The organism is Nocardia flavorosea NBRC 108225 (assembly GCF_001613385.1).
Taxonomy (GTDB): Bacteria; Actinomycetota; Actinomycetes; order Mycobacteriales; family Mycobacteriaceae; genus Nocardia; species Nocardia flavorosea.
In genome coordinates, this window is the sequence record NZ_BDCG01000004.1 from 478,449 (window position 1) to 503,572 (window position 25,124).

The 25,124-nt window shown below is 67.0% G+C and carries 28 protein-coding genes; 16 read left to right on the forward strand and 12 right to left on the reverse strand.

The features are described from left to right. Nucleotides 1–623: 623 nt before the first annotated feature. Genes NFL01S_RS35225 through NFL01S_RS06080 form a run of 3 tightly spaced genes read left to right on the forward strand, consistent with a single transcriptional unit; the run spans nt 624 to nt 3,519 of the window. The gene (locus tag NFL01S_RS35225) at nt 624–1,982 is read left to right on the forward strand and encodes a hypothetical protein (protein WP_157116269.1); all 1,359 of its coding nucleotides are present in this window, start codon (nt 624–626) and stop codon (nt 1,980–1,982) included. 5 nt (nt 1,983–1,987) lie between these two features. Beyond that, nucleotides 1,988–2,500, forward strand: a complete 513-nt coding sequence (locus tag NFL01S_RS06075) for an ImmA/IrrE family metallo-endopeptidase (protein ID WP_062972504.1) — start codon at nt 1,988–1,990, stop codon at nt 2,498–2,500. Beyond that, entirely contained in the window at nt 2,497–3,519 is a 1,023-nt protein-coding gene (locus NFL01S_RS06080) for a hypothetical protein (protein WP_062972243.1), read from the forward strand. Before NFL01S_RS06075 ends, NFL01S_RS06080 begins: the two co-directional genes overlap by 4 nt. 233 nt (nt 3,520–3,752) lie before the next feature. Here the strand turns inward: NFL01S_RS06080 and NFL01S_RS06085 are convergent, their stop codons facing one another. Then, the gene (locus tag NFL01S_RS06085; RefSeq protein ID WP_033244044.1) at nt 3,753–4,169 is read right to left on the reverse strand and encodes a helix-turn-helix domain-containing protein; all 417 of its coding nucleotides are present in this window, start codon (nt 4,167–4,169) and stop codon (nt 3,753–3,755) included. 433 nt (nt 4,170–4,602) lie between these two features. Continuing rightward, on the reverse strand, nt 4,603–5,766 hold the full coding sequence (locus NFL01S_RS06090) for a steroid 3-ketoacyl-CoA thiolase (protein WP_062972245.1): 1,164 nt from the start codon (nt 5,764–5,766) through the stop codon (nt 4,603–4,605). Between the two features lie 158 nt (nt 5,767–5,924). Between NFL01S_RS06090 and NFL01S_RS06095 the strand changes: the two genes are divergently transcribed. Then, nucleotides 5,925–7,181: a cytochrome P450 gene (locus NFL01S_RS06095; RefSeq protein WP_062972247.1), complete on the forward strand. Its 1,257-nt coding sequence runs from the start codon at nt 5,925–5,927 to the stop codon at nt 7,179–7,181. Between the two features lie 463 nt (nt 7,182–7,644). Here the strand turns inward: NFL01S_RS06095 and NFL01S_RS06100 are convergent, their stop codons facing one another. Further along, nucleotides 7,645–8,634 (reverse strand): helix-turn-helix transcriptional regulator, encoded by a 990-nt coding sequence (locus NFL01S_RS06100; RefSeq protein WP_062972506.1) that lies wholly within the window; start codon nt 8,632–8,634, stop codon nt 7,645–7,647. A gap of 114 nt (nt 8,635–8,748) precedes the next feature. Between NFL01S_RS06100 and NFL01S_RS06105 the strand changes: the two genes are divergently transcribed. Both NFL01S_RS06105 and NFL01S_RS06110 read left to right on the forward strand, forming a co-directional pair. Beyond that, entirely contained in the window at nt 8,749–9,216 is a 468-nt protein-coding gene (locus NFL01S_RS06105) for a VOC family protein (RefSeq protein ID WP_062972249.1), read from the forward strand. A gap of 60 nt (nt 9,217–9,276) precedes the next feature. Continuing rightward, nucleotides 9,277–10,320, forward strand: a complete 1,044-nt coding sequence (locus tag NFL01S_RS06110) for an aldo/keto reductase (protein WP_062972251.1) — start codon at nt 9,277–9,279, stop codon at nt 10,318–10,320. Between the two features lie 198 nt (nt 10,321–10,518). On the opposite strand, the gene NFL01S_RS06115 is transcribed toward NFL01S_RS06110, so the two are convergent. The 5 genes from NFL01S_RS06115 to NFL01S_RS06135 are packed head-to-tail and all read right to left on the reverse strand — an operon-like array spanning nt 10,519 to nt 15,126. Then, on the reverse strand, nt 10,519–10,935 hold the full coding sequence (locus NFL01S_RS06115; RefSeq protein WP_062972253.1) for a nuclear transport factor 2 family protein: 417 nt from the start codon (nt 10,933–10,935) through the stop codon (nt 10,519–10,521). Between the two features lie 55 nt (nt 10,936–10,990). Then, complete coding sequence (locus NFL01S_RS06120; RefSeq protein WP_062972509.1) at nt 10,991–11,866, reverse strand: TIGR03619 family F420-dependent LLM class oxidoreductase; 876 nt, start codon at nt 11,864–11,866, stop codon at nt 10,991–10,993. 2 nt (nt 11,867–11,868) lie between these two features. Beyond that, entirely contained in the window at nt 11,869–13,035 is a 1,167-nt protein-coding gene (locus tag NFL01S_RS06125) for a thiolase family protein (protein WP_062972255.1), read from the reverse strand. Further along, nucleotides 13,032–14,099, reverse strand: a complete 1,068-nt coding sequence (locus NFL01S_RS06130; protein WP_245670533.1) for a thiolase family protein — start codon at nt 14,097–14,099, stop codon at nt 13,032–13,034. The genes NFL01S_RS06125 and NFL01S_RS06130 overlap by 4 nt, the downstream gene beginning before the upstream one ends. A gap of 13 nt (nt 14,100–14,112) precedes the next feature. Next, entirely contained in the window at nt 14,113–15,126 is a 1,014-nt protein-coding gene (locus NFL01S_RS06135; RefSeq protein ID WP_371851776.1) for a Zn-ribbon domain-containing OB-fold protein, read from the reverse strand. Between the two features lie 61 nt (nt 15,127–15,187). Here NFL01S_RS06135 and NFL01S_RS06140 point away from each other — a divergent pair, with 61 nt between their 5' ends. Then, nucleotides 15,188–16,228, forward strand: coding sequence for an LLM class F420-dependent oxidoreductase (locus tag NFL01S_RS06140; protein WP_062972259.1), 1,041 nt, complete (start codon nt 15,188–15,190; stop codon nt 16,226–16,228). A gap of 228 nt (nt 16,229–16,456) precedes the next feature. After that, the gene (locus NFL01S_RS06145) at nt 16,457–16,723 is read left to right on the forward strand and encodes a hypothetical protein (protein WP_062972261.1); all 267 of its coding nucleotides are present in this window, start codon (nt 16,457–16,459) and stop codon (nt 16,721–16,723) included. 290 nt (nt 16,724–17,013) lie between these two features. On the opposite strand, the gene NFL01S_RS37815 is transcribed toward NFL01S_RS06145, so the two are convergent. Beyond that, nucleotides 17,014–17,403 (reverse strand): DUF8612 domain-containing protein, encoded by a 390-nt coding sequence (locus NFL01S_RS37815; protein WP_503826393.1) that lies wholly within the window; start codon nt 17,401–17,403, stop codon nt 17,014–17,016. Between NFL01S_RS37815 and NFL01S_RS06155 the strand changes: the two genes are divergently transcribed. Then, entirely contained in the window at nt 17,305–17,556 is a 252-nt protein-coding gene (locus tag NFL01S_RS06155) for a hypothetical protein (protein ID WP_062972265.1), read from the forward strand. The two genes, NFL01S_RS37815 and NFL01S_RS06155, sit on opposite strands and share 99 nt — an antisense overlap. Before the next feature lie 104 nt (nt 17,557–17,660). Here the strand turns inward: NFL01S_RS06155 and NFL01S_RS37285 are convergent, their stop codons facing one another. Next, a complete protein-coding gene (locus NFL01S_RS37285) occupies nt 17,661–17,795 on the reverse strand; it encodes a hypothetical protein (RefSeq protein ID WP_281181493.1) in 135 nt (44 codons plus the stop codon). 486 nt (nt 17,796–18,281) lie between these two features. On the opposite strand from NFL01S_RS37285, the gene NFL01S_RS06160 reads away from it, so the two are divergent. The 5 genes from NFL01S_RS06160 to NFL01S_RS06180 all read left to right on the forward strand — a co-directional run bounded on the left by NFL01S_RS06160 (nt 18,282) and on the right by NFL01S_RS06180 (nt 22,882). Further along, nucleotides 18,282–19,475: an IS110 family RNA-guided transposase gene (locus NFL01S_RS06160; RefSeq protein WP_062972267.1), complete on the forward strand. Its 1,194-nt coding sequence runs from the start codon at nt 18,282–18,284 to the stop codon at nt 19,473–19,475. A gap of 264 nt (nt 19,476–19,739) precedes the next feature. Continuing rightward, on the forward strand, nt 19,740–20,252 hold the full coding sequence (locus NFL01S_RS06165; protein WP_281181496.1) for a DUF3558 domain-containing protein: 513 nt from the start codon (nt 19,740–19,742) through the stop codon (nt 20,250–20,252). Between the two features lie 45 nt (nt 20,253–20,297). Further along, nucleotides 20,298–20,750, forward strand: a complete 453-nt coding sequence (locus tag NFL01S_RS06170) for a hypothetical protein (protein ID WP_062972271.1) — start codon at nt 20,298–20,300, stop codon at nt 20,748–20,750. Continuing rightward, entirely contained in the window at nt 20,747–21,934 is a 1,188-nt protein-coding gene (locus NFL01S_RS06175; protein ID WP_062972273.1) for a hypothetical protein, read from the forward strand. The genes NFL01S_RS06170 and NFL01S_RS06175 overlap by 4 nt, the downstream gene beginning before the upstream one ends. Before the next feature lie 168 nt (nt 21,935–22,102). Next, on the forward strand, nt 22,103–22,882 hold the full coding sequence (locus NFL01S_RS06180) for an ESX secretion-associated protein EspG (RefSeq protein ID WP_062972275.1): 780 nt from the start codon (nt 22,103–22,105) through the stop codon (nt 22,880–22,882). Nucleotides 22,883–22,944: 62 nt separating this feature from the next. Here the strand turns inward: NFL01S_RS06180 and NFL01S_RS06185 are convergent, their stop codons facing one another. After that, a complete protein-coding gene (locus tag NFL01S_RS06185; protein ID WP_062972276.1) occupies nt 22,945–23,400 on the reverse strand; it encodes a hypothetical protein in 456 nt (151 codons plus the stop codon). Further along, the gene (locus NFL01S_RS06190) at nt 23,390–23,653 is read right to left on the reverse strand and encodes a hypothetical protein (protein ID WP_062972278.1); all 264 of its coding nucleotides are present in this window, start codon (nt 23,651–23,653) and stop codon (nt 23,390–23,392) included. The genes NFL01S_RS06185 and NFL01S_RS06190 overlap by 11 nt, the downstream gene beginning before the upstream one ends. Nucleotides 23,654–23,922: 269 nt before the next feature. On the opposite strand from NFL01S_RS06190, the gene NFL01S_RS06195 reads away from it, so the two are divergent. Together NFL01S_RS06195 and NFL01S_RS06200 are read left to right on the forward strand one after the other, a co-directional pair. Further along, a complete protein-coding gene (locus tag NFL01S_RS06195) occupies nt 23,923–24,918 on the forward strand; it encodes a helix-turn-helix domain-containing protein (RefSeq protein ID WP_245670535.1) in 996 nt (331 codons plus the stop codon). After that, nucleotides 24,915–25,121 (forward strand): DUF397 domain-containing protein, encoded by a 207-nt coding sequence (locus tag NFL01S_RS06200; RefSeq protein ID WP_062972280.1) that lies wholly within the window; start codon nt 24,915–24,917, stop codon nt 25,119–25,121. The genes NFL01S_RS06195 and NFL01S_RS06200 overlap by 4 nt, the downstream gene beginning before the upstream one ends. Nucleotides 25,122–25,124: the final 3 nt, after the last annotated feature.

Below are 25,124 nucleotides of genomic sequence, written 5' to 3' on the forward strand. Positions count from 1 at the left end.
GCTCGTACTACGGGGTGGTCGTCGGCCGTGGTTTCGACCCCGCCGTCCTCCCCACACCCGAACTAGACCGGGACGGATTCGGGTCAGCGGCCGTCGGCACCCGCTGGTACGGAGTGGTCGACCGCGTTCTCCGGCCGGTGGCGCCTCCAGCGCAGCGCCGCCGCCGATTTCTGGTCGGCCGGCCAGATCTGGACCGAATCCGGCGAATCGGCCGCGGCTGCGGGCAAGGGACGGCGGTGGCGATCGTGCTCCGACGCTCCGACGCTCCGACGCTCCGACGCTCCGACGCTCCGACGCTCCGACGCTCCGACGAGACGATCGTCGCGGCGCGGGCCGCTCGCTGCGGGCTGCGGGCCGGCTGCCGGTCGGGGACTGCCGCTGTGCGGGCGGCTCAGTTACCTGATCGGCCGAGCGGTAAGTGTGAGTAATCCCATGCTCGATCGTGTTATCGACGCTGTGGCCTGTCCCTCCACCTGCGCCGGAGCATGAGGCGTCTGCTGTCTCGCGACTTTGTTATGCGCCGGTCAGAGCCCTGGTTTACCATGGGCAACCATCTGTTCGTTCTGCCCGGAAGGCGTCATCACCGGGGGATCCGCAATATCGATCGAGGGGATGGCTGGCGCATGGCCGTTGGTCGCAGCAAGCGATTACTCGCAGTAGCGGGGGCAGTGGGTTGCCTGGCGCTACTCGGGGGGCCGGGATACGCAGCCGCCGAACCGGGCCGCTCGCCCAAGGTGGAGCAGGGGCCGACCGGAAGTGGTGGCAACGGGGCGACGCCGCCCGGCCACGCCGGTCCGGAATCAGGCCCCAGTGCACCCCTCGGAATTCCCGATCGGCCGAACGAGGGGCCCGGGGCAGCCGCGCCGGCCCAGGGCGACCGCCCGGGCGCCGGCGTCGGTACCGGCAGTGCGGGCGCACCCGCACCCGCCGATGCGCCGCCCGCGCCGGCCGGTGTGCCCTCCGCCCAGGAGCCGAGCGGGCCGCCGGGCGCCACCGGGAGCAGTGGTTCGGAATCCGGCGAGGTCGCGCAATGGCAAACTTTGGATATCCCGGGCCGCGGTAGCTCCACAGCGACCGGTCCGACAGCTGACTCCGCGGCTTCTGCCGCACCCGCGCCCGGCGAGGTTGCCGAACCCGTGGGCCCGATCGGTCTGGGCACCGCGCTCGGCACGATTCTCGGCACCGGTTCGGCAGCGGTCGGGTCGGCGGCGCTTGCGCCCTTGGCGGTGACCGGCTCCGCGGCCGCGGGAACGGGTTCGGCTGCGCTCGGCACCGGTTCCGCCGCAGTGGGTTCTGCCGGCGCCGGTCTGGGGGCCACCGGTTCGGCCGGCCTCGGTACCGGTTCCGCCGCGCTCGGAACGGGCTCGGCCGCAGTGGGTTCCGCCGGGATCGGCGTGCTGGGTACAGGTTCGGCGGCGCTCGGTTCGGCCGGTGTCGGGGTGCTCGGTACCGGTTCGGCCGGGCTCGGTTCGGCCGCAGTGGGTTCCGCGGCCACGGGTTCGGCGGCCGCCGGTTCCGCTGCTACCGGTTCGGCCGCCCTGGGGTCGGCCGGTGTGGGGTCGGCCGCCCCGCTGCTCCTTCTCCTGTTGCCGTTGCCGCCGGTACCGCCGGCTCCGGTCGGGCCGCCGCTGGCATTGCCCGCGCCCGGCGGCGCCGGTGCGGCCCCCGGCGCACCCAGTGCGGTGGATGTCGCGGTCGGGGCGGGTCTTGCCGCTCCCGCGGCTCCGGCCCCCGCCGCACCCGGTGCTCCGGCTCCCGCCCCGAGCGCGCCACCAGTGGCCGCCGCACCGCCGAACCACACTGTGCGCCCGACCAGCGCCGAAGGCCTGTTGCCGAAGCCGGAACTGCTGTCGGTGATCGGTGGGCTCGTCGCCTTGGCCATTGCCGGTGGCGGTTCGGCCGTGATGAGCTATCAGAGCGCCGCGCAGGCCCAGGCGCGTATCGATGCCGCGCGGTCCGAATTCTTCGGAACGGGTGCGTGATCGCGATGACGCAGAGCAAAACACAGAGTGCTCGTGCCTACCGCCGCGTCGCGGCCGCCGTGGATGCGGTGTGCGCGATCGCCGCCGACGCCGACGCCACCACCTTGGATCAGGTGGTGGACGCGGTGGCCGCCGAGCGCGGCCGGCCGATCGAGATCGCCGATGCCGATCTCGGCCCCGGTGTCTGCGGGCAGCGACGGTATTACCCGGCCAAGGACATCATCGTGCTGGCCAGCGCGCTGCCGAGTCGCGACCATACGCTCGCGCACGAGCTGGGTCATATCGTTTTCGACCACGAGGGTGCCCCGGCCACCGAGGTGACGCTCGAGGTGAGTGACGATCTGATCGCCTACATGCTGAGTCAGCGTGCACATCAGACTGCCCTCGAGGACGGCGAGAACGACCAGGCCGAATGGGAGGCCGAAACGTTCGCCGCCATGCTGATGACACGTTTGCGCGTTTTCAACAGCCGGGGCGCGGGCGTCTCGGTCCTTCGATTCGATGAGGCTCTGGGATGACGTTCTGGTTGACCGCCCTCCTGGTTTGGGTCGCCGCCGGCGCTCGGGTGGGGCGTGTTCTCGTCAAACCGGCGACCACCGCCCGGGTGGCGATCGTGGTCGCCGTCGCTGCCGTAGCTCTGGCCTGTACCGCGGCGATCCCCGATGTGGGGCTGTCGATCGACAATCTACTGCCCGGTGGTCTGCCTGGTGGGTTGCTGTCCGAGGGCGTGGTCGTCGGTGCCTGGCTGCTGTTCGCCACCGCGACCTCGGTGGTCGCCTCCGCGGCCTGGCCGGTGGTTTCGCGCCGGAATCTGCGCCAGATCGCCTGGGGGATATACGGTCTCGGGGTTCTGGCGATTGTCGCCGCGCTGCTGTGGTCGTTCACTCCCGGCTGGGCCGTCGTCGCGGCCGCGGGGATTTTCATTGTGGTGACCGGGCTGCGCAATCTCAGTTGGACGGCGCTGGGCCGCGGTATCGCGATATACATCGCCGGAACCGCGCTGGTGATCGGGCTGGCCGCCGGGCAGATCCAGCGCGGGCTCGCCGATGCCCCCGGCGCCGAACCGGGCAAGCCGACGTGGGCGTGGCCGCTGTGGCAGGTTGCCGCGCTGCTGATTGCGTTCGGTGCGGTGTGGATCGTGGTCGAAATGTGGTTGCGGGCGCGGTTGTTGCTGCGCCGTGTGCAGAGCCTGCACAAGGTGATGGTGAAGCGGTTCCCGGAGGTGGTCCAGGAGGAAACCGGGACATCTACCCAGCTCAAGGCCTCGGATCGGGTGGCGCAGATCATGGACGCGCTGTACCTGCAGTCGGGCGGTGGCGTGGAGATCGCTGCTGCCGGTGACCCCCCGCCGGCGATCGGCCGGCGGGCCGAACGGGTTGCCGAGTGGGCCAAGCACCCGCTGGGACCGGCGGTGGTGGATGCCCGGTGGATCGCGCCGCCGGAGGGGATCAGCCCGCGCGGTTGGGTGCAGGCGATTGCCCAGGCCTTCGACGCGCTGCCGGAACAGGCCGCGCAACGGGAGCCTGCTTCGCGCTAGTTGCCCGAGGTATGCGGTACGTCCGTTACGTCACTGTGATAACACTTGGGGCGGCTCGCGAATGATGCCGAGTGGTCGGTACTGTGATTATCGGGCACCGCAGATCTCGAGGTTCGACGATACTGCTGCCGTAGAAATTCTTCTCTGCTCTGCCGCCCGTATGACGGTTACCCCCTGACATGAACGAGCACGGTGCGATCCCGATGAGGCTCGCACCGTGCCTGTTTCCGGTCCTATTCCGTTCCGTCCGGAGGAACTTCGGGCAAACCCTCGCTGGCACGCAGTTTCTCCGCCATGGACGTCAGCAGGTTCTGCGACTCCTCGGAGAGGTCGAAGGCCCGGCTGGACAGCCGACGCAGCCCGTAACCCTGTAGCTGCGCCAGGAGTTCGAGGTCGTGGTCGATCTTCGCGGCGTAGATGTCGTTGAAGAAGTAGTCGGGCTTGACCTTGAAGAACTTCGCCAGGGCGGCGACCGTCTCATCGGACGGATTCGTCCGCTGGCCCGACCGTAACTGCGACAGATACGGTTTGGAGATCGGATGACCGGATGCCGTCAGTGCGGCCGCTACCTCTGCATTGGTGTGCGGCTTACGCCCCGGGGGATGCACGGTTTCGAACAGCTTGTTCAGCCGCGCCGCGAAATCAGCCATTGTGAGCCGCCCAATTCCCTTCACTGTACCAACAGTCGTTATCTCGGATACCTATCATTGATATTAGCGGCTCAGTAACTGAAAACCTACGCCTGATTCAGGATTTCCTTGAAGCTTCTAGGTTGTATCCGGTGAAGTGGACCGTGGTATCGCGTTTGCGGGTTACCCCGCACGGAACTTGTGGGCCGGTAATACTGCCAGGTAGCCGCCCCTCCGGGGGGTGTTCCCGGGTGGATGGCGAGTAGCCTTCGGATTGCTGATGCCCCTTCTGAGGCACTGTATAGCGATTTGTGTGGCGTGCGACACGTCTGCTCAACGGTGAGATGAACGTTCAACCTACGTGTGGAAATTACGGAGATCCGGGGCTCGTGCCTGTGAAGGGGCACTAACACCCCGGATCCGCCGGATCATCGCCGGTGAATTCGGCGTAGCGTCACAGTCGTTCGATGATCGTTCCCGTCGCAAGTGCGCCACCGGCGCACATGAGAACCATTGCGGTGCTGCGATCGGACCGCTCGAGTTCGTGCAGGGCGGTGGTGATCAGCCGCGACCCCGTCGAGCCGACCGGGTGGCCCAGCGCGATCGCGCCGCCGTTCACATTTACCCGGTCGAAATCCGGCTTGTGGACCTGAGCCCACGACAGCGCGACAGAGGCGAAAGCCTCATTGATCTCGAACAGATCAATATCGTCGATGGTCATCCCGGATCGTTCGAGTAGCCGGCTGCAGGCCTGCACCGGTCCGTCGAGATGGAACTCCGGCTCCGAGCCCACGAGGCACTGGGTTACCACCCGGGCGCGCGGCCGCAGGCCCTCCCGCTCGGCGGCCTTCTCGTCCATGAGCAGCACCGCCGCGGCACCGTCGGAGATCTGCGAGGAGGTGCCGGCGGTATGGATACCGCCCTCCAGTACCGGCTTCAGCTTGGCCAGGCTCTCCGCGCTGGTCTCCCGCAGCCCCTGGTCGCGGCTCACCTCCTGCTTCTCGCCGGTGGGGTTGCCCTCTTTGTCGACCACCGGGGCGGTGATCGTCAGCACTTCGCGGTCGAAGCGGCCCTCGGACCAGGCCTGGGCGGCCAGTCGCTGCGACCGGACACCGAGTGCGTCGACGTCGTCGCGAGTGATGCCGCGCCGCTTGGCGATCCGCTCGGCGGCCTCGAACTGGTTGGGCATATCGATATCCCAGGAAGCCGGCCGGCGCGGGCCCGCCTGGTCGCCGACATTGGCGCCCAGTGGTACCTGGCTCATCGCCTCGACGCCGCACGCGACCCCGATATCGATGGCGTCGGTGGCGATCAGCCCGGCGATCAGATGGTTGGCCTGCTGAGCCGAACCGCACTGGGCGTCGATGGTCGTGGCGCCGATCTGCCACGGCAGTCCGGCGGCGAGCCAGGCGGTTCGCGTGATGTTGTTGGACTGGGCGCCGGCCTGGGTGACGCAGCCACCGATGATCTGCTCGACCTTGGCGGGATCGAGGTGGGCGCGATCGAGCAGTCCGCGCTGGGCGAGACCGAGGATCTCGGCCGCGTGGAGCCCGGAAAGCCAGCCGTTGCGCTTACCGATGGGGGTGCGAGCTGCCTCGACGATAACGGGTGTGCCCATCTTGAACCTTTCGTTTCGGACAGAAAACTGTAACGTGTTCCGCACACGGGCGGAGGTGAGTTCAGTCCGGTTTCTTTCCTCGTTCTTATGCCTGTGCTTCAATGATTGTAGAACGTGTTTCAGTTTGTCGAAGGAGACATCTGGTGGTGGATACGCGCATGGGCCGACCGAACCTGCCGGAGGGGTTCGACGTCACGGACCCTGACATGTACATGCAGCGGGTGCCGATCGAGGAGTTCGCCGAACTCCGCCGTAGCGCGCCGATCTGGTGGCAGGAGAAATCGCCCGAGGTCGGTGGTTTCCACGACGACGGCTTCTGGGTCGTCACCAAACATGCCGATATCAAGGAGATCTCGCGGCGCAGTGATGTCTTCTCGACCTTCGAGAACACAGCGCTGCCGCGGTTCAACGACGATATCGAGCGTGAGCAGATCGAACTGCAGCGTTTCATCCTGCTGAACATGGACCCGCCCGAGCACACCCGGATGCGCAAGATCATCTCGCGTGGGTTCACGCCGCGCGCGATCAACTCGCTCCGGGACGAGCTGTCGAAGCGGACCGAGGCCATCGTCAAGGCCGCGGCCGAGGCCGGGTCGGGCGATTTCGTCACCCAGATCGCCTGCGAACTGCCCCTGCAGGCGATCGCCGAACTGATCGGCGTACCGCAGGAAGACCGGATGAAGGTATTCACCTGGTCCAACGAGATGACCGGCTACGACGATCCGGAAATCGATGTGGACCCGGTGCAGGCCTCCACCGAACTGCTCGGCTACGCCTATGCGATGGCCGAGGCCCGCAAGGCGTGCCCGGCCAACGATATCGTCACCACCCTGGTCGAGGCCGATATCGACGGTGAAGCCCTCAAATCCGAGGAATTCGGATTCTTCGTGATGCTGCTGGCGGTCGCCGGCAACGAAACCACCCGCAACGCCATCACCCACGGCATGATCGCCTTCCTGGAGAACCCGGACCAGTGGGAGCTCTACAAGAAGGAACGCCCCAAGACCGCGGCCGACGAGATCATCCGCTGGGCCAGCCCGATCACCACCTTCCAGCGCACTGCGCTCTCCGACACCGAACTCGGCGGCGTGCAGATCAAGAAGGGCCAGCGGGTACTGATGGTGTACCGGTCGGCGAACTTCGACGAAGACGTCTTCGAGAACCCGATGAAGTTCGACATCATGCGTGAGGACAATCCGCATGTGGCCTTCGGCGGTACCGGGGCCCACTACTGCATCGGCGCCAACCTGGCCAAGCTCGAGATCGACCTGATCTTCAACGCGATCGCCGACCATATGCCCGATATCTCCAAACTGGGTGACCCGCGGCGGCTGCGTTCCGGCTGGCTGAACGGTGTCAAGGAGTTCCAGGTCGACTACAAGACCTGCCCGGTGACGGGGCAGACCGCGAGCTGAGCGCCGCGGTATAAGCCTCCGGCCCCGGGTACCGCTGGTGTCCGGGGCCGGCCCGTAACCGGAATCGAGTGTGCGCCGCGCCGTTGTGGCGGCGGCGCGGCCCACAGTTCGGCCCCGCATCCTCCGGGTGCGGGGCCGAAACTTTCAGAGGGCGCCGGGCGTTCAGCAGTTCACGAACGGGCCACGAATTGGTGACCATGCCGATCTTCGGGACGTAGTTGCGGCCCTGCCGCGCGCCGCGTTCCGTGCCCGGTGACGTTCGGGCAGTACCGGCGAACTGGATTGGGTCGAACCACGTGACGGTCCACCGCGCTATGGGCGAGCCCGGAGCAACCACGAGCCGGTCCCGCACTCCCGAGGGGAGCGGGACCGAAGCTCTATCAAGGGTCGGCGACTGCAGGCTCCTGCACTCTGGATCGGCGGACCTGCCAGCGTTACTTCGCTCGCGTCGATCCCGGTCGACCTAACCGGCTCCCGCGGCGCGTCCGGCCCGGCGGGAGAGCTCCGCGAACGCCGCACGCAGCTCCGGCGGGCCGATCACCTCGATCTCGGTGTCGAAACGGGCCAACGTTGCCGCGAGGGCGGCCCAGGACCAGGACCCCGCCGTGAGCCTGGTCCGGGCGGTGCCGAGTTGCTCGACGACTCCGTCGCCGGCGAACGGGGCAACTTTCGCTATGGGCAGGTCGAGGATCACTTCGCCGCGGCAGGGCCAGCTATCCGTGGCTTCAGAACCCTTGAACCGCGCCGAAAGAAACGTGGCGACATCGCCGCCCGGTACTTCCCGGCGCGCGAATCGTGGGCCGTTCGGGACTCGAGGTGTCATCCGGTCGGCGCGGAAGGTCCGCCAATCGCCGCGGTCGGGGTCCCAGCCGACGACGTGCCAGCGTCCGGCTCGCACCACCAAATGGTGGGGTTGCACCCGGCGGGGTGCGCGCGGCTCGGCGGCCTCGGGTTGTCCCGGTGAACGGTAGTCGAACCGCAGCTCCTCGCCCGCTCGGATGGCGGCGCTCAGCGTGAGCAGGAGCCCGGTATCGATCTGAGGATCGGTGCCGCGTCCGGCCGCGCTGATCCGCAGGGCATCGACACGCTGGCGCAATCGCGCCGGCAGCACCTGCCGCACCGTGGCCAGGGCCCGCGCGGCTGCCTCTTCGATACCCGTGCCCGTCCCGGCGGCGATCCGCAGCGCCACGGCCAGCGCGACCGCCTGCTCCTCGTCGAACAGCAGTGGCGGCATCTGCGTACCCGCTTCGAGCCGGTAGCCGCCGTCGGGGCCCTTCACCGCTTGGACGGGGTAACCCAGCTCGCGCAGCCTGTCGATATCGCGGCGCACGGTCCGCTCGCTGACGCGTAGCCGCTGGGCGAGCAGACCGCCCGGCCAATCCCGGCGGGCCTGCAGCAGGGACAGCAGCGACAGCAGCCGGCCGGAGGTCGTCGTCGAAGAGGCTGTCGGCATGGTTTCGACCATGCCATAAGAAGCGGACGTTCCCTGACCGGTACTACCGGCATCGTCGTTCTTGTCGCCGGAAGCCTCCGGCACCAGGAACTACTCGCGAAGGACCGGAACACCATGTCGCTCAAAGCTGTCGCCCACCTGAACTTTCACGGCCAGGCCCGGGCAGCCCTGGAGTTCTATCAGTCGGTGTTCGGCGGGCAGCTCACCGTCGCCACCTATGCCGACTTCGGAATGCCCGCCGAGCTCCCCGGCGCCGGCCACATCGTGTTCGGCCAGGTCGTGGCCGATAACGGCTTCCAGGTCATGGCCTACGACGTGCCCGGCCCGCACGCGCCGGCCGATCCGGGCGCACCCACCACCCGTCGTGAGAACGGCACCACTATCACCGAGGAGCCGTTCTTCCTCTCGGTCCGTGGCGAGAGCATCGACGAGGTCACGCCCTTGTGGGAGGGGCTCGCCGAGGGCGCGACCGTGATCGAGGAGTTCGGTCCCGCGCAGTGGGCGCCCGCCTTCGGAATGCTCGCCGACCGCTTCGGCGTCACCTGGATCGTCGACGTCGCGGCCGAATCCACCCGGTCCTGATCATCGCCGCAAGGAGTGCGGCCGGTCGCGGCCGCACTCCGCTACCGTCGCAGGAGAACCATGCAAATCCGCCCGCTCGGCCGGACCGGCATCCAGGTCAGCGCTTATGCCCTGGGCACGATGATGTTCGGACCATACGGCAACCCCGATGCCGACGACTGCGTGCGCATCGTCCATCGCGCCCTCGACGGCGGCATCAACTTCATCGATACCGCCGACGTCTACGGCGGTGACGGTATCTCCGAGACGATCCTCGGCAAGGCCCTGCGCGGCCGCCGCGACGATGTCGTGCTGGCCACGAAGTTCAACGGGCCCATGGGGTCGGACCCCAACCGGCGCGGCAACTCCCGCCGGTGGATCGTATCCGCGGTCGAGGGGTCGCTACGCCGCCTGGGCGTCGACCACATCGACCTCTACCAAGCTCACCACCCTGAACCCGGCACCGATATCGAGGAAACTCTCAGCGCCCTGACCGACCTGCTGCGCGCGGGCAAGATACGGGCGATCGGCCATTCCAACCTGCCCGCGTCGGAGATCATCGAAGCTCAGTGGGTGGCCGAACGGCGAGGCCTGGCACGCTTCCGCTCCGAACAACCGCACTACTCGATTCTCAACCGCGGGATCGAACGCGAGATTCTGCCGGTCTGCGAGCGCTACGGGCTGGGTGTCCTGGTGTGGAGCCCCCTCGCGATGGGCCTGCTCGCCGGGCGTCTCCGCAAGGGCAGCACGGAAACGGCGTCGGCCGGGCGACTGCACTGGGCACCGCGGCATATGACCGACGAACGCAAGCTCGACGCCGTCGAAGCAGTCGCCCGGATCGCAGAACAGGCCGGGCTGTCGCTGCCCCACCTCGCCCTGGGGTTCGTGACCGCCCACCCGGCGGTTACTTCGGCGATCATCGGTCCGCGCACGCCCGAACAGCTCGATGACCTGCTTGCGGGAGCCGGTACGCTCCTCGACGACGGCCTGCTCGACCATATCGACGAGATCGTCCCGCCGGGAACCGACACCGGACCGGTCGATATCGCCTACGTTCCACCGACGCTCCGGCGCCGCCGGGCGGCACCGGCGAAGACGCCATCGATGCACTCGGGATCGACCTGACCGACCGTCCGAAGCCGTACGACGATAAGTAGTGAGCGGCTGCGGATTCAGTCGTCCGGCGGCGTCCGGGGCACTGCAATCGGGCGGGAACCTCGGGCGAACGCGAAGCGGCCCCGCACGCCCGAGAAAGTGTGCGGGGCCGCTTCGGTGGAGAAGCTGATCGGCAGGCGGGCTGTGAGGGGGCAACCCGGAAGCCGATCAGCCGATCGGGGTGGCCGTGGCCATCGCGCGATCTACTTCCCAGAACGCGCGCAGCGCCAGGATCTTCCCGGCGTCGTCCACCTTGTAAGTGAAAACACCTTCGGCGTCGATGCGGTGTCCGCCGATGGTGCTGCGGATCGTGCCGGTGAACGCGACCTCCGCGCCACAGGCGAAGGAATCACCGAACAGGAACTCGATCGAATCGGTGCCGGCGATCGCCTTGTCCCAGAACGCCGAAATCGCCTCCGGGCCACGGTGTCCCTTGCCCTCGGGGTCGAAACCGGAGGGGCCGATCGGGTCCTCCACGATCCCGTCCGGCGCGAACAGCGCGAGCCAGGCGTCCTTGTCCCGGGCGCGTACAGCGGCCTGTGAGGCCAGTCCGGCCGTCCGTGCGGGATGTTCGTCGCTGCTCATGGGTTTTCCTCTCGGCGAGCCTGTGCTGCCGCCACCCCAGCGGTGGCGGCAACGCTCAGGTGATCGGGTTCTGGATGTTCTCGTCGGCGAATTTGCGCAGCGCGTCCTTCTTCGCCTCGATATCCCCGTCGAATCCGATACCGGCGGCCAGCCAGGGGATCACGATCGCGTCGGTGACTCCGGCGTCGTACTGCTCCTGGTAGCCGTCGCGGCCGAACTTGTCCACGCAGACCGCCTGGATTTCGAACGGTACATCGGCACGGTTGTGTTCGGCCCGCAGTTCGCCGAGCCGGGCGATGGTGGTCTGCAGATCCTCGAATTTCATCATCGCCGAGGTCCAGCCGTCGCCCACCCGGGCCGCACGGCGCAGCGCCACTTCGGTATGACCGCCGATATAGAACGGAACCGGTTCGCTCGGCGCCGGACTCATCTGCAGTTCGTCGAAATCGAAGAACTCACCGTGGTACTCGACCATGCCACCCGCGAGGACCTTCTTGATGACCTCGATCATCTCGTCGACCCGCGCGCCGCGGCGCGCATACGGCACCCCGCACCATTCGAATTCCTCCGGTGCCCAGCCTATCCCCACACCGAAGCCGAACCGGTTACCGGACAGGTTCGCCACCGACCCGACCTGGCGAGCCAGCAGCAGCGGATTCCGGGAACCCAGTTTCAGCACGTTGGTGTAGAAGCGGAGCCGGGTGGTCACCGCGGCCATAGCGGTCGCGGCGATCAGCGGATCCACCCACGGGGTGTCCGGGCCCCAGAACCGGGCGCCGTCCGGGGTGTAGGGATACTTCGCCGCCTGGGATTTCATATAGAACAGCGAATCCGGCAGGGCGATCGAGCTGAACCCGACCTCCTCCGCCGTTTTCGCCAGTTCGGGTAGCTGTTCCAGCGGGCTGAGCGCGACCCCGAGGCTGAACTTCAGTGTCATGGGCGTTCCGACCCGACGACCCACATCGAGAAGTACTGCGAGCCACCACCGTAGGCGTGGCCGAGCGCCTTGCGGGCGTTCTCGACCTGGTAGTCACCGGCCCGGCCCATCACCTGTTTGGCGGCTTCGGCGAAGCGGATCATGCCGGAGGCGCCGATCGGGTTGGACGAGAGTACCCCGCCCGACGGGTTCACCGGCAGCGTGCCGCCGATTTCGGTTTCGCCTTTATCGGTGAGTTTCCAGCCGTCGCCGGGGGCGGCGAAACCGAGGTTCTCCAGCCACATCGGCTCGAACCAGGAGAACGGCACATAGATTTCGGCCGCGTCGATCTCGGCCAGCGGATCGGTGATCCCGGCCTGCGCCCAGAGCGCCTTGGCCGCATCCTGCCCGGCCTGCGGGTTCACCTGATCGCGGCCGGCGTAGGCCAGCGGTTCGGTGCGCATGGCGGTAGCGTGGATCCAGCCGACCTTCTTGCCGGACGCCTCCACCGCGGCGGCCGATTCCTCGCCGCCGATGACCACCGCGCAGGCGCCGTCGGAGGAGGGGCAGGTCTCGTCGAACCGGATGGGATCCCACAGCACCTGCGAGGCGAGGACCTCTTCGACCGTCTTGTCGCCCTGTTTGAGATGGGCGTGCGGGTTCTTGGCCCCGTTGCGGCGATCCTTCGCGGCAACCATCGCGCCCACATGCAGCGGCGCGTTCGACCGGCGGATATAGGACCGCACATGGGGCGCGAAGTAGCCGCCCGCACCCGCGCCCACCGGCATGGTGAACGGCACCGGAATCGACAGCGCCCACATGGCATTCGATTCCGACTGCTTCTCCCAGGCGATGGCGAGCACCTTCTCGTGCACGCCACCCTGGACCATGTTGGCGGCCACGCAGGCGGTGGAGCCGCCGACCGAGCCGGCGGTGTGCACGCGCAGCAGCGGTTTCCCGGGCGCACCCAGCGCATCCGCCAGGTACAGCTCGGGCATCATCATGCCCTCGAACATGTCCGGGGCCTTGCCGATCACGATGGCGTCGATATCGGCCATGGTCAGGCCGGAGTCGGCCAGTGCCCGGTCGATCGCCTCCCGGCACATCCCGGCCATCGAGACATCGCCGCGCTTGGCGACGTGATGGGTCTGTCCGGTGCCCAGCACCGCGGCGGGGAAACTCATCGGCGGGCCTCCGAATCCAGGACTGTCACAAGGTTCTGTTGCAGGGCCGGGCCGCTGGTGGCGTGGGCCAGCGTGCGCTCGGCGGTGCCCGCCATGATGGGCAGCGCGGCGTAGCCGATACGTTCCAGCCCGGTGGCGAACATGGGGTTGGCGGCCAGCGCGCCGCCGGTCGGGTTGACCTTGGTCTCCGGTTTCAGTCCCAGCGCCTCGGCGAGGATGAGCTGCTGGTGGCTGAACGGTGCATGCAGTTCGGCGACGTCGATACCGCTGGTATCACCGTTCGTCACTGCCTGCCCGGCGGCGGCCGTCGAGGGGGAGACGGTCAGATCGCGGGCGCCCAGCACGCTGGAATCGATCCGATGCGACATTCCGGTGATCCACGCGGGACGTTCGCACAGTTCGCGGGCGCGGTCGCCGGCGGCGAGCACGATCGCGGCGGCACCGTCGGTGATGGGCGCACAGTCGTGTTCGCGCAGCGGGTCGGCGACGTAGGGCGCGGCGAGCAGATCGTCGATCGATTTTCCGTCGACGGTGTGTGCGGCCGAGACGGCCGCCATATCGCGTTCGGTCCAGCGTCCGGCGTCGAGTCCGGCCCGGGCCTGCAACCCGGCGACGGACAGCGAATCCGGCCACAGCGGCGCGACCAGGTAGGGGTCGAGCTGAGTGGTGAGGACCTTGCGCAGGGTGCTCGCGGAGGATTTTCCGAAGCCGTAGACGAGAGCCGTCTGGACCTGTCCGGAGCGGATTTTCACCCACGCCTCGTACAGGGCCCAGGCAGCGTCCATCTCCACATGCGATTCGTTGATCGGCGGGACGGCGCCGATCGAGTCGATCGCGGAGATGAACGAGAAGGACCGGCCGGCCAGGTAATCCGACGATCCGGAGCACCAGAAGCCGATATCGGACTTGGTGATGCCCAACTGGTCGTAGAGCTGCTGGAAGCAGGGCACCAGCATTTCCACGCCGTTGGTGGTGCCGTAGGTCTCCGGCACATGCGGTGCGTGCGCGAAGCCGACGACGGCGATCTCGGTGGCGTTATCGATGGAACGCTCGGTGATGGTCACGCGGGGAGCCCTCTCACAGGTGATGCTTGTAGGTGTCGTAGTCGGCATCCGGCTCGCCGGTCGGCTCGAAGTGGTCGATATTGGCCATGGTGTGGCCCCACTCCTCACGCGGCTTCCAGACCACCTTGACCCGCAGACCCATCCGCACCTCGCTCGCCTCGATACCGAGAACGAGATGCAGGAAGGGGATATCGGCGCCGTCGAGCAGCACGTACGCGGCCACATAGGGCGGTTTGAGCCGCTGGCCCATGAACGGCACGTTCACGATGCAGAAGGTGGTGACGGTGCCCGTCTCGGCGAGTTCGACCATGTCCGCGGTGGACCGTCCGTCGACCGGGTCGACACCACGCGGCGGGAAGTACACCTTGCTGTTCGCGTCGGCGCGGCCGCCGACCAGCTTGCCCTCCATCAAGCCGCGCAGGAACGCGGTCTCCTCCGGGGAGGCGGTGTGCTTGTAGTCCATCCCGATCGGGGTGGTGATTATCGTGACGGGTTCGGCATCCGAGGCCGGCGCCGGTTCCGCCGTCGGGGCATCACCGGGTTCGAAACAGACGATGTCGTGGATGGACCCGGTGAGCTCGTCGGCCCAGCGGGCGGTGACCCGCATACCGCTGCTGATCTGCTCCGGGCTCTGCACATCCACCGCGTGCAACAGTGCGGTATCGGCGCCGTCGAGCTGGATCAGCGCGTAGGCGAACGGCCGGTCGAAGGGCTGGCCGGGCAGCACATCGCGGACCCAGGACCAGGACTTGACAGTGCCGGTGGTGGCGACCTCCACGAACTCCGACAGCGGATCGGCGGTCACCGGGTCGAACTCGGCCGGTGGTACGAGCACCCGGCCGTCCGAGCCCCGGATACCGAAGATGCGCCGTTCGCGCAGGCCGGTGAGGAACTTGCCGATGATGGGTCCCACAGAACGCGTGTAGTCGAACTCCATCCGCAAGGGCGCACTGAGCACATCGCTCGGTTTCAGTCCTGGCGGGCGTTCCTGCGTAATTACCGTGGGTGCAGTATTCCCATGAGTCACGATATCGAGTAGAACAGGTTCTTATTCTGCTGGCAAGCAGTAGGCCGGAAAGGGGTCGGTTGTGAAGTTCGGATTGCAGCTCGGATACTGGGGCGCCGCGCCGCCGCAACACGCCGCGGAGGTCGTGGTGGCCGCCGAGGAAGCCGGGTTCGACGCGGTGTTCGCCGCCGAATCCTGGGGTTCGGACGCCTTCACCCCGCTGGCCTGGTGGGGCTCGGCCACCGAGCGAGTACGGCTGGGCACCTCGGTGGTGCAGCTGTCCGCGCGTACCCCCACGGCCACGGCCATGCACGCGCTGACCCTCGACCATCTCAGCGGCGGCCGGGCCATTCTCGGGCTCGGCGTCTCCGGTCCGCAGGTGGTGGAGGGCTGGTACGGACAGCCGTTTGCCAAACCGTTGCAGCGCACCCGCGAATACGTCGATATCGTGCGCAAGGTGCTGGCCCGAGAAGGGCCGGTGACCAACGACGGGCCGAACTATTCGCTGCCCTACACCGGCCCCGGCACCACCGGCCTCGGAAAGCCGTTGAAGCCGATAACCCACCCGCTACGTGCGGATCTGCCGATCTGGCTGGGCGCCGAAGGTCCCAAGAACGTGGCGCTGACCGCGGAGATCGCCGACGGCTGGCTGGCGATCTACTACACGCCGCGGATGGCGAATGTGTACAACGAATGGCTCGACGAGGGCTTCGCGCGCCCGGGTGCCCGGCGTTCGCGGAAGGATTTCGAGATCGCCGCCACCGCCCAGGTGATCATCACCGACGACGTCGCCGCCGAGATCGAACGGATGCGCTGGATCACCTCGCTCTACATCGGCGGGATGGGTGCGCCGGAACTCAACTTCCATGCCCAGGTGTACCGCCGGATGGGGTACGAGAAGGAGGTCGACGAGATCGGCACCCTGTTCCAGGCGGGCAAGAAGGCCGAGGCGGCCGCGGCGGTCCCCGACGAACTGGTGCTGGAGACGGCGATCATCGGCAACGAGGCTCAGGTCCGTGAGCAGATCGGTGTGTGGGAGGCCTCCGGTGTGACCATGCTGTTGGTCTCGGTGCCCGACGTAGACCAACTGAAGCGTTTGGCGCCACTGCTCGACGCCGGGTGAACTTGTTTCAGAAATCCTCCGTACCGCTACCCGCCGTGTTCGTGCCTCCGGCGGGTAGCGTGTAGCGAAACCGCCACGCCGAATCCGGCCTCTTCAGATGGCGTCTCGGGCCGGACTCCGCATGAAGATCGCGTCGGACCCCGCCCCTGATGTTGCGGCGTGAGAGCGCACCAGATGGCCGGGCGTCGAAGCAGTGCGATGCCGCAACATATGTGCCATACTTCAAGTATGGCATCCCGGAAGATTACCGTCACTGTGCCGGAAGACCTCGTCGAATCGATCAAGGGCCGGGTCGACGCGCGGGGAGTGTCCGGCTATATCGCCGCTGCTGCCGCTCATCAGGACGCTATGGACCGTTTGCATGAGCTCGCCGAACATCTGGAAGACGAACACGGCGAGCTCTCGGAAGAGGAGCAACAGGCCGCACTCGACCGGATCGCAGCTCTGGACGAATGGCATGACGGGCGCCGTTCCCGTCCGGGCAGCGCCGCGTGAGCCGGACACGGCGCATGGCAGCGCACCGCCCGAGAAGGCGCGTCTTCGTGTTCGACTCGGAAGCCCTGGCCAAGGCAGTCCATGGTGATCGCGAGATGGCCGCGCTGATCAAGACCGCTCCCCAACTCGATACCCCGATCATTACCTCGGCCCTCACCACCGTGGAGGCATGGAACCCGCGCGACACTTCCCGGCAGGCATTATGGAGCGGGGCCCTGTCCCGGATTCGCATTGTGCACACCGACGACCACGTGATCTCCGCCGCGCGCAATATGCTGCAGGAAGCCGGATTACACGGCCACAAGTACGCGATCGACGCTGTTCTGGCAGCCGTTGCCCAGCGCGAATCGGCCCGGGGCGCCGAAACCACCGTGTTCACCTCTGACGTCGACGATATGAACCAGCTCTTGGCACGCCATCCCGTACGTGTCGAAAGGATTTGAAGTCCTGGATCCGGCCGGCGGGCTACGTGTGGTTGGTCGGCACGCCTCCGGACCGGCCGGCAGCCCCGCCAGCGTTCCCGGGATGAGTAGACTGCCCAGCCGGCCTGCGAGCAGCGTCAGCAGTTTCAACATTTCACCATGGCGTTCGATGGTGGCGAGTTGGAGCACATCGCCCTCTATGAGGGTCTGCAGGTACGAATCGAAGAATGCCGAGCGGTGGCGGGCGGTGCGCTGCACTGCTTCCGCGAATCTGCCGATCACTGCCCGTTCGAGATAGTCCCAGCGTTTGTGCGTGGACGAGTGGTCGATATCGGGGCCGTGGCGGAACGCCGCATCGACGAATCCGTCCGGTTGCCCATCGATCTCGCCCTGCGCGAACGGCCACGATGATTTTCAGCCCGCTGTCGCGATCGACGAATCCGGCCGGATCGCCCTGGGCGGCCCGCAGAGTGGCTGGATCGTCCAACAGGCGGACGACGGTATTCGGCCGCCAGTCACCGCCCGGCCAGGCGAGTGAGCGTGCTCTTGCCCGATTGGCGTGCACCGTTCACAAGCACCACTCGGGTGTCTGCCAGTGCCTCGGAAATCAGTTCATCGGCATGTCTGGGAAGCAGTCGAATCCCGCTCATGCTGCGATTATGGCATGGCTGATGGTCATCTGGACGCTATCTTCGTGGTCATCTGGACGGCTAGCTTGTGGTCATTTGGACGGCAGTGTGGTGGTCGCTCAGACGGTCATTCTGTGGTCATCTGGACGGACTGGGGCGTGCTGGTCCAGGGGGACGACGATCAAATGTGAGTCCGGCCGGTGCTGGACCAGATCGGTAGGGGCCGGGACGGATACAGCACGGCGGTCCCGCCGTGCCGGTTCGCGCCGCCCGTTACCTTTTTCGTGGGCCCGGGAACCGGGCCCACGGTCGCCAGGCCCGGTATGACTTCTTGCCCCTGCCTTTCGAATGATCCGGGGGGTGGTGTCGCCGGGTCCTGGTGGCGTCGACGGACCGCTGATGGGGACAGGGCCGCTGGTAGGTCTCTTCGTAACGTGGGTGCCGGGCGTTGACGCTGGATCGGCGACCGTCCGGAAGGCGTTTCGAAGCAGTTGAGGACCGAGCAAGGTGACACAACCTTATGCCGTGTTCTGCGGCGTTGACGTGGGAAAAGGCGAACATCACGCGGTCGGGCTCGATCCGGCCGGGAAACGGTTGTTCGATAAAGCACTGCCGAACGACGAGTCCCGGTTGCGGGCGGTGTTCGACAAACTCGCTACCCACGGCCGACTGTTGATCGTGGTCGATCAACCCAACACGATCGGCGCCCTGCCGGTCACCGTCGCACGAGCCTGCGGCCACGACGTCGCCTACCTGCCCGGGTTGTCGATGCGCCGCATCGCCGACCTCTACCCAGGTCAGGCCAAGACAGACGCCCGCGACGCCCACATCATCGCTGACGCCGCCCGCACGATGCCGCACACGCTGCGCCGGGTCGACATCGGTGATGAAACGCTCACCGAACTCGGTGTTCTGGCCGGGTTCGACGACGACCTGGCCGGCGAAGCCACCCGCACCAGCAACCGCATCCGCGGCCTGCTCACCAGCGTCCATCCCGCCCTCGAACGCGTCCTCGGCCCCCGCATCGCGCACCCGGCGGTGCTGGAGATCCTGTCGCGTTGCGGTGGTCCAGAGGGGATCCGGGCCGCCGGCCGGCGCAAACTCACCGCCATCGCCACCAAACACGCTCCTCGCATGGGCGCCCGGCTGGTCGAGGAGATCCTGGCCGCGCTGCCCACGCAAACCGTCACCGTTCCGGGCATGAAAGCCGCGGAAACAGTGCTGCCGAAGCTGGCGGATTCGTTGAAAGCGGTTCTGCTGCAACGCAAGCAGATCGCCGCCGATATCGAGGAGATGTTCGCCGATCACCCTCTTGCCGAGGTCCTGACCTCGATGCCCGGCATCGGAGTCAGGACCGGCACCCGCATCCTGCTCGAAGTCGGCGACGCCACCGCCTTCGCCTCCGCGGCACACCTCGCTTCCTACGCCGGCATCGCCCCGATCACCCACCGCTCCGGCAGCTCCATCCGCGGAGAACACCCCGCCCGCTCCGGAAACCACAAACTCAAACGAGCGTTGTTCCTGTCCGCGTTCGCCGCACTGCACGACCCGGCCAGCCGCGCCTACTACGACCGCAAACGCGCCGAAGGCAAGAAACACAACGCAGCCCTCATCTGCCTGGCCCGACGACGCTGCGACGTCCTCTACGCCATGCTCCACAGCAAACAGCCCTACCGGGCGCCGGCAGCCTCAGCAGCTTGACGAACACCATAGGGACACCCCCCGGTCGGCTCGAATCTGTTCGGGCCCGCGGTACGGGCACCCGTGCCGGTGCCGTGGTGACCCCAGGCCCCGGTTCCGGTTGCGGCGGTGGACAAACCTCCGATACGTTCCAGGGTGAGCTCGCGGGGGCGGAGGAGCCGGTCCGGTCTTGCGGGAGATGTTCCAGGATCGGCGCAGGGGAGCGAATTGGGCATCTGGCGTAGGTCGGCGTATTGCGTGGTGGCCGGGGCGAGTGTCGTCTTGGTGGCGGCGGGGTGTGGGACATCGACCGAGGGTAGTGCGGAGCCTTCGGGTACTTCGGTGGCGGGGAAGTCTGTGGCGCCGGAGGTGCCGGACAAGTTCGACCCGTGCGTAGACATCCCCCAATCGGTTTTGGATACGGAAGGGCTGCACGCTGCGGGTAGCGAACCGGACAAGGATGAGATGCGGCGTGGTGATATCGCGTGGAACGGTTGCATCTGGGTGGTGTCCGACGGTTACAGCGCCACCATCAGTGCGACGAATCTGACGATCGACATGGTGCGGGAGAGGGGAGTGCCTGGTACACGGGAGGCTGTGGTGGATGGCCGGACGGTCGTTATCACTCAGTCCAACGGGCCGGATGCGTGTGGGTTGAATGCGGAGTTGGCGGGTGGAAGCCTCGAATTCCGGGTCAATAATCCGCCGTCGGGTCGGCTGACCGGAGACCAGGATCCGTGTGATATCGGGATGCGGTTGGTGGAGAAGGTGCTTCCGCTGGTCCCGGCGGACGCATAGGGGGAGTAGTTATGATGTATTCGAGTATCAGGGCAGGGGTGGGCCGTGGCGGACGAGGGTAAGCGTCCCTTTCAGAGTCAGATCGATGCGGCGAACGAGGGCCAGTTGTCGATGTCGTTCAGCACGGATGTGCGGGTGAACGCGGAAGAGTTCGTCTACATGGATCGCGACTGCGCGGCGATGAAGGACAGGATCCGTGTTTACCAGGGGATCGCGGAGGGGATCGCGGACCGTGAGGTGTGGGGTTTGGGCGAGACCCCGGAGACCTGGCCGCTGTCGGGCAAGGTCCTGGTCAAGCGTTTCCGGGACAAAGCCATGGGCGATGAATCCGGCAACAGTGTGCACGCCATTCTGGAGCGTCACTACCAGATCATCGACGGTATTCAGGAGTTGCATCGGGTGATCGCGCAGCGCTATCTGGACACCGACAGCGAGTTCGCCTCACGCTACAACGAGATCATGGCGTCAGCGCCGCAGGGATTTCAGGGGCAGCGGTGAGTGATATCGGCTATGAGCAGCCGCAGATCGATAAGCAGGGCGCGCGAGACAATCTCGCGGCGCATTCGCATACCGCGATCAGCCAAGTCTTCGAGAATATGAGCCCCACGGAAGCCTCCGCCGCCAGCGACGACTACGCCAAGATCGCGGACGGTTGGGCAGACGACATCACCACGTTCGCGGCTCGGATCCGGCGTTCGAGTCAATCGGCGTGGGAGGGCCCGGCGGGGGAGGATTCCCGGCGGGCGGTCAATGATTACGCGACCGACGCCACGAACCTGTCGCTGGCGTTGCAGGGTTTGGCGAACCGGGTCGACGATGCGGCGAACGCGGTATTGAATACGAAGAACGGCATGCCGGCGGTCGTGGACGATCCACAGACCATCCTGTCTCCTGGAGACTGGTTCGACGGTGACGGTGGGGTGTCGGAGGCCGAACAAAATGCTCGTGTGCACGTCACCAACAACTACGGTGCCGGCATGGCCGCAGCGGACGCCCAGATCCCGGTCCTGCCGCAGCCGAAGGATCCGGTGGCAGTGGGGCCGCCCGGGGTAGGTGATCCCGGAGTCCCGGGTGGTACCGGCCCCGGTGGCCCAGGGACTTCCCCCTCGGGCGATCCGGCCGACCCGCAGACGCCGGGGGAGGAACCCTCGGGTGAACAGCAGCCCGGCGAACAGCAACCGGCCGGTGAGGAGACGACGGCCGGCGAGCCCGCGTCGACCGATACCGCCGGCACCACACCGGAACCCACCGTGCCGAGCACCACCGGGAGCCCCGCGGTGACCCCCGCGTCGACCACGACCAGTACGCCACCCGGATCCCCCGGGATGCCCTCCGGCACACCCGGTTCCCCTGGCAGTCCGTCCGGTGCCCCGGTAGCGCCCATGCCGGGCCGGACGGTGCCGGGTACGCCCAGTGGTATTCCCGGCGCGATGCCGGCTGCCGCTACCGGCGCCCCGCCCGGTTCGCCGGCCGCTCGTGGTGGGATGCCGATGATGGGCGCGCCGGGCGCGGGCCGCGGCGGATCGGGAGAAGACGACCGTGACCGGCAGACCCCCGATTACTTGATCAACGAGGAGAACACCCAGGAACTCCTCGGCGAGGAGCCGCGGACGATTCCCGGTGGTGTGCTGGGTGCGGATACTCCCGCCGCGCAGCCCGCCGAACGACCTCCCGGTTCCTGATCGGCCGGCCCGCCCGGTACCGCCATCCAGGCGGTACACCGAACGTGCGACCGCAATACCCGATTCCCGCACCCGCCGGGTACCGCTCATCCGACTCCGCACAGCCCGGATCGGCGATCTCGCGATCGCCGATCCGGTAACGCCCCTACCGAAACGGATTTCACCCCGATGGCCTGGACCTGGGAACCGGATACCTTCGCCGCGCACTGGTTCAGCGAAGGCAACGACCGCATGCCCGCACCCCTGCGCTACCGCAGCCGATTCCCTTCCCTCGACGGATTCGAGGCACACCGCGCCGCCGTACGCGCCGGTCAGGACGCCGAGGAGCGGGAGCGAGTCGCCCTGCTCGTGCACACCCTCGCGCATTGCGATATGCGTATCGAGATCCTTTTCGGCTCGGTGAAACACCGTGGCGGCGACGGCCGTACCCGCAAGGACCTGCGTCTCGTGGGCGCCCGCACCCACGCACACGCCGCCGTGCTGAGTCAGACGGCCGTGCACGGGACCGATAGCGATATCCGGGCCCAGTTGGTGCGCGCCGACCAGCTTCCCGCCACGCTCACCGCCGCCCTTCCGCCGTGTGAGCCCGGCCGCGACAAGCCCGTCACCTTCGATCTCGCGGATGTGAAACCCGCCGCGGACACCGGGTACGTCCCCGACACCGACCCGCGAAACCCGCGCCGGCAATTCTCGCAGCTCGCCTGTCGCCCCGCCGACGGCGGCGGACACGCGATCCTGCGACTCGGCAACTTCCATGCCGCCCACAACCGGCACCGCGCCCTGCAATGGTTCGATATCACCGGCGACGGCCGCTACCTGGAACAACGCAACCGCACCCATCTCGAGCTCCGGCCCGCGACCGCGCAGGGCTTCACCGCCGTGTTCACCGGATGGATCGAACAGGCTCAGCGAACACTGCGCGAGATGGCGGACGACGCGGCTTACTGACCGCCGGTCGGGGGCGGGCACGTGCCTGGTGCGTTCGCCGGAGGTTCGTACTCGCATGAGGTTCACCGATAGTCCTGGGCGCACAGCAGTGGTGGATGCAGCCCCTGGTCGACCAGCCGGATACCGGTCCATGGGCAGGGGTGGTATCCGTGTGGACCGATCCGGCCGGCCTGGATCGGTGCGAATTCCCGGCATCCGCCGGGGCAGGCGATCGAGGCGATCGGCCCCCACGGTGTCGCGCCGGGACGCGTCACGATACGGAGTTGCCGGGTGGTGATGAACGGCGTGCACCCACACGGGGGTGCGGTGGGTTGTACCCCGACCCCGATCCATGGGCACAGACCGGCGACATTCCGGAAATGTGGTGCGATCTGCCCACCGGTCACCAGTGCACCGCGCAGGCAGTGCAGTGATTCGGGGCATCGGATGATGAGCTCGCTGTCGTCGTGGCGCGAGATATCGAGCGCGGTCAGCGGGATCCAGGGGTCGGCGTGCAGATCGCAGGTGTCAACGGCCATATCGCGCCTCGGGGTGGGCCGCGCGGTAGCGGGCGATGACCCCGTCGATTTCGTATTGGGTGCGGATCACGGGTCCGCTGCCGGTGTCGAGTTCGCGCAGGCCGCGGGCAACTCGTTCGAGAACGTCGAGGTCGGCGCATTCGGCCGTCCGCCACAGCCGCGCCGCCGCCCTTGCCGCCGCGCGGCTCGGTGTCCTGCGCTGCGGTAGCGCGGTTTCCCCGGTCTGGATTTGTTCGGTGTGGATCCGCGGCATCGGTGGCTCCGATCGTCGGTCGATTCGCTTGGGCTGTGCTCTTCTGACCGGCTCAGTAGAGCGGACGGACTCGCGGATTCAGCGCCGGTGCGGATGATCCGATCGAATCGATTCGCAGGCCCAGGACGTGATCCGATGGTCGCTCGGCAGTCATCCGTAGATCCGGGTGGTCGTATCCAGGGAAGGCGGGCGCGAATTATGGATATCGACTCGGCGTTTACTCCCCACCAGGAGTGTCGTGCAGATTCGGCACGATTCTTGGTGGGGCAGTGGTATTTCCGCAGGTATGGTGCCGGGTATCGGCTGACGACGGCGCCGCGGGCGCACAGTCCGATGAGTTTCTTCAGACCGAATTCGAGGGCGTGATCCGGGGAAAGCAGGTTGTCATGGCAGATATCGGCTCGACTCTCCCGCGTCGCCAAGTCGGGCGATACCTGCGGGAGCTACGGCAGGGCGCCGGGCTGACGATCGCGGAACTGGCGCGACGTATCGAGCGCGGGGCGACGACCGTGCAGCGGCTGGAAACGGGGACGGCCGAACGCATCCGGCTCTGGGATATCGACGCAATCTGCCGGGTATGCGGTGCCGACGACACGACCAGCAACGCGCTGAAAGGTCTGGCCCAGCAGGGCAACACCAAGAGCTGGTGGCATCAATACGGCGACCTGATCCCGCTTGATTTCGACGTGTACATGGGATTGGAGGCGGGGGCGCGAAAGTTGACTTCCTTCCAAGAACTTGTTCATGGGATGTTGCAGATCCCGGACTATGCGCGGACGCTGACTCGAATCGTTCACCCGTCGGAACCAGACAGCGAGATCGCCCGGCGGGTCGAGTTGCGGTGGCGCCGCCAGATCATGCTGACGAAGAAGAATGATCCTCTGCCGATCGACGTCATCTTGGATGAGTCGGTGCTGCATAGGGTGATCGGAAACCGACGCATTATGGAAGCACAGCTTCGGCACCTGGCGGACATAGGAACTCGGCCGAATATCGACATCCGCGTTCTACCGTTCGGCGCGGGTGTGCCGCTGGGTGATCTGACCGGGCCGTTCACAATCCTGGACTTCGTGAACCCCGTGAGTGCCGGTCCCGTAGAGCCACCCGTGGTCTATGCCGAAGGTTTCATCGGGGATATGTATTTCGAGGAGCCGGACGTGGTTCAACAGTTTCGCGAGGCACACGCCAACCTGCGGCGGGTAGCATTGACCGCGCAGGACAGCAGGCAACTGCTTCGCGAGAAGGCAAGGGAGTTCGCAAGGTGAGCGCTGATCGATCCGAAACTCGCTGGTTCAAGAGCAGCTACAGCGGCGGCAGCCGGGATTGCGTCGAGGTGGCGTTCATCGAGGGCGATTCGGTGGGTGTGCGCGATTCGAAAGACCGCCAGGGTCCGGCCCTGGCCTTCGACCCGGCGGCCTGGGATGCTTTTACAGCGAGTACCCGTTCCGGCCGGTTCGACCGGTCGTAGCCC

Bases quoted from the DNA above. Each gene is read 5' to 3' on its own strand.
- NFL01S_RS35225 (WP_157116269.1), top strand. From the start codon at position 624: ATGGCCGTTGGTCGCAGCAAGCGATTACTCGCAGTAGCGGGGGCAGTG.
- NFL01S_RS06075 (WP_062972504.1), top strand. From the start codon at position 1,988: ATGACGCAGAGCAAAACACAGAGTGCTCGTGCCTACCGCCGCGTCGCG.
- NFL01S_RS06080 (WP_062972243.1), top strand. From the start codon at position 2,497: ATGACGTTCTGGTTGACCGCCCTCCTGGTTTGGGTCGCCGCCGGCGCT.
- NFL01S_RS06085 (WP_033244044.1), bottom strand. From the start codon at position 4,169: ATGGCTGATTTCGCGGCGCGGCTGAACAAGCTGTTCGAAACCGTGCAT.
- NFL01S_RS06090 (WP_062972245.1), bottom strand. From the start codon at position 5,766: ATGGGCACACCCGTTATCGTCGAGGCAGCTCGCACCCCCATCGGTAAG.
- NFL01S_RS06095 (WP_062972247.1), top strand. From the start codon at position 5,925: ATGGGCCGACCGAACCTGCCGGAGGGGTTCGACGTCACGGACCCTGAC.
- NFL01S_RS06100 (WP_062972506.1), bottom strand. From the start codon at position 8,634: ATGCCGACAGCCTCTTCGACGACGACCTCCGGCCGGCTGCTGTCGCTG.
- NFL01S_RS06105 (WP_062972249.1), top strand. From the start codon at position 8,749: ATGTCGCTCAAAGCTGTCGCCCACCTGAACTTTCACGGCCAGGCCCGG.
- NFL01S_RS06110 (WP_062972251.1), top strand. From the start codon at position 9,277: ATGCAAATCCGCCCGCTCGGCCGGACCGGCATCCAGGTCAGCGCTTAT.
- NFL01S_RS06115 (WP_062972253.1), bottom strand. From the start codon at position 10,935: ATGAGCAGCGACGAACATCCCGCACGGACGGCCGGACTGGCCTCACAG.
- NFL01S_RS06125 (WP_062972255.1), bottom strand. From the start codon at position 13,035: ATGAGTTTCCCCGCCGCGGTGCTGGGCACCGGACAGACCCATCACGTC.
- NFL01S_RS06145 (WP_062972261.1), top strand. From the start codon at position 16,457: ATGGCATCCCGGAAGATTACCGTCACTGTGCCGGAAGACCTCGTCGAA.
- NFL01S_RS06155 (WP_062972265.1), top strand. From the start codon at position 17,305: ATGGCGTTCGATGGTGGCGAGTTGGAGCACATCGCCCTCTATGAGGGT.
- NFL01S_RS37285 (WP_281181493.1), bottom strand. From the start codon at position 17,795: ATGAGCGGGATTCGACTGCTTCCCAGACATGCCGATGAACTGATTTCC.
- NFL01S_RS06180 (WP_062972275.1), top strand. From the start codon at position 22,103: ATGGCCTGGACCTGGGAACCGGATACCTTCGCCGCGCACTGGTTCAGC.
- NFL01S_RS06185 (WP_062972276.1), bottom strand. From the start codon at position 23,400: ATGGCCGTTGACACCTGCGATCTGCACGCCGACCCCTGGATCCCGCTG.
- NFL01S_RS06190 (WP_062972278.1), bottom strand. From the start codon at position 23,653: ATGCCGCGGATCCACACCGAACAAATCCAGACCGGGGAAACCGCGCTA.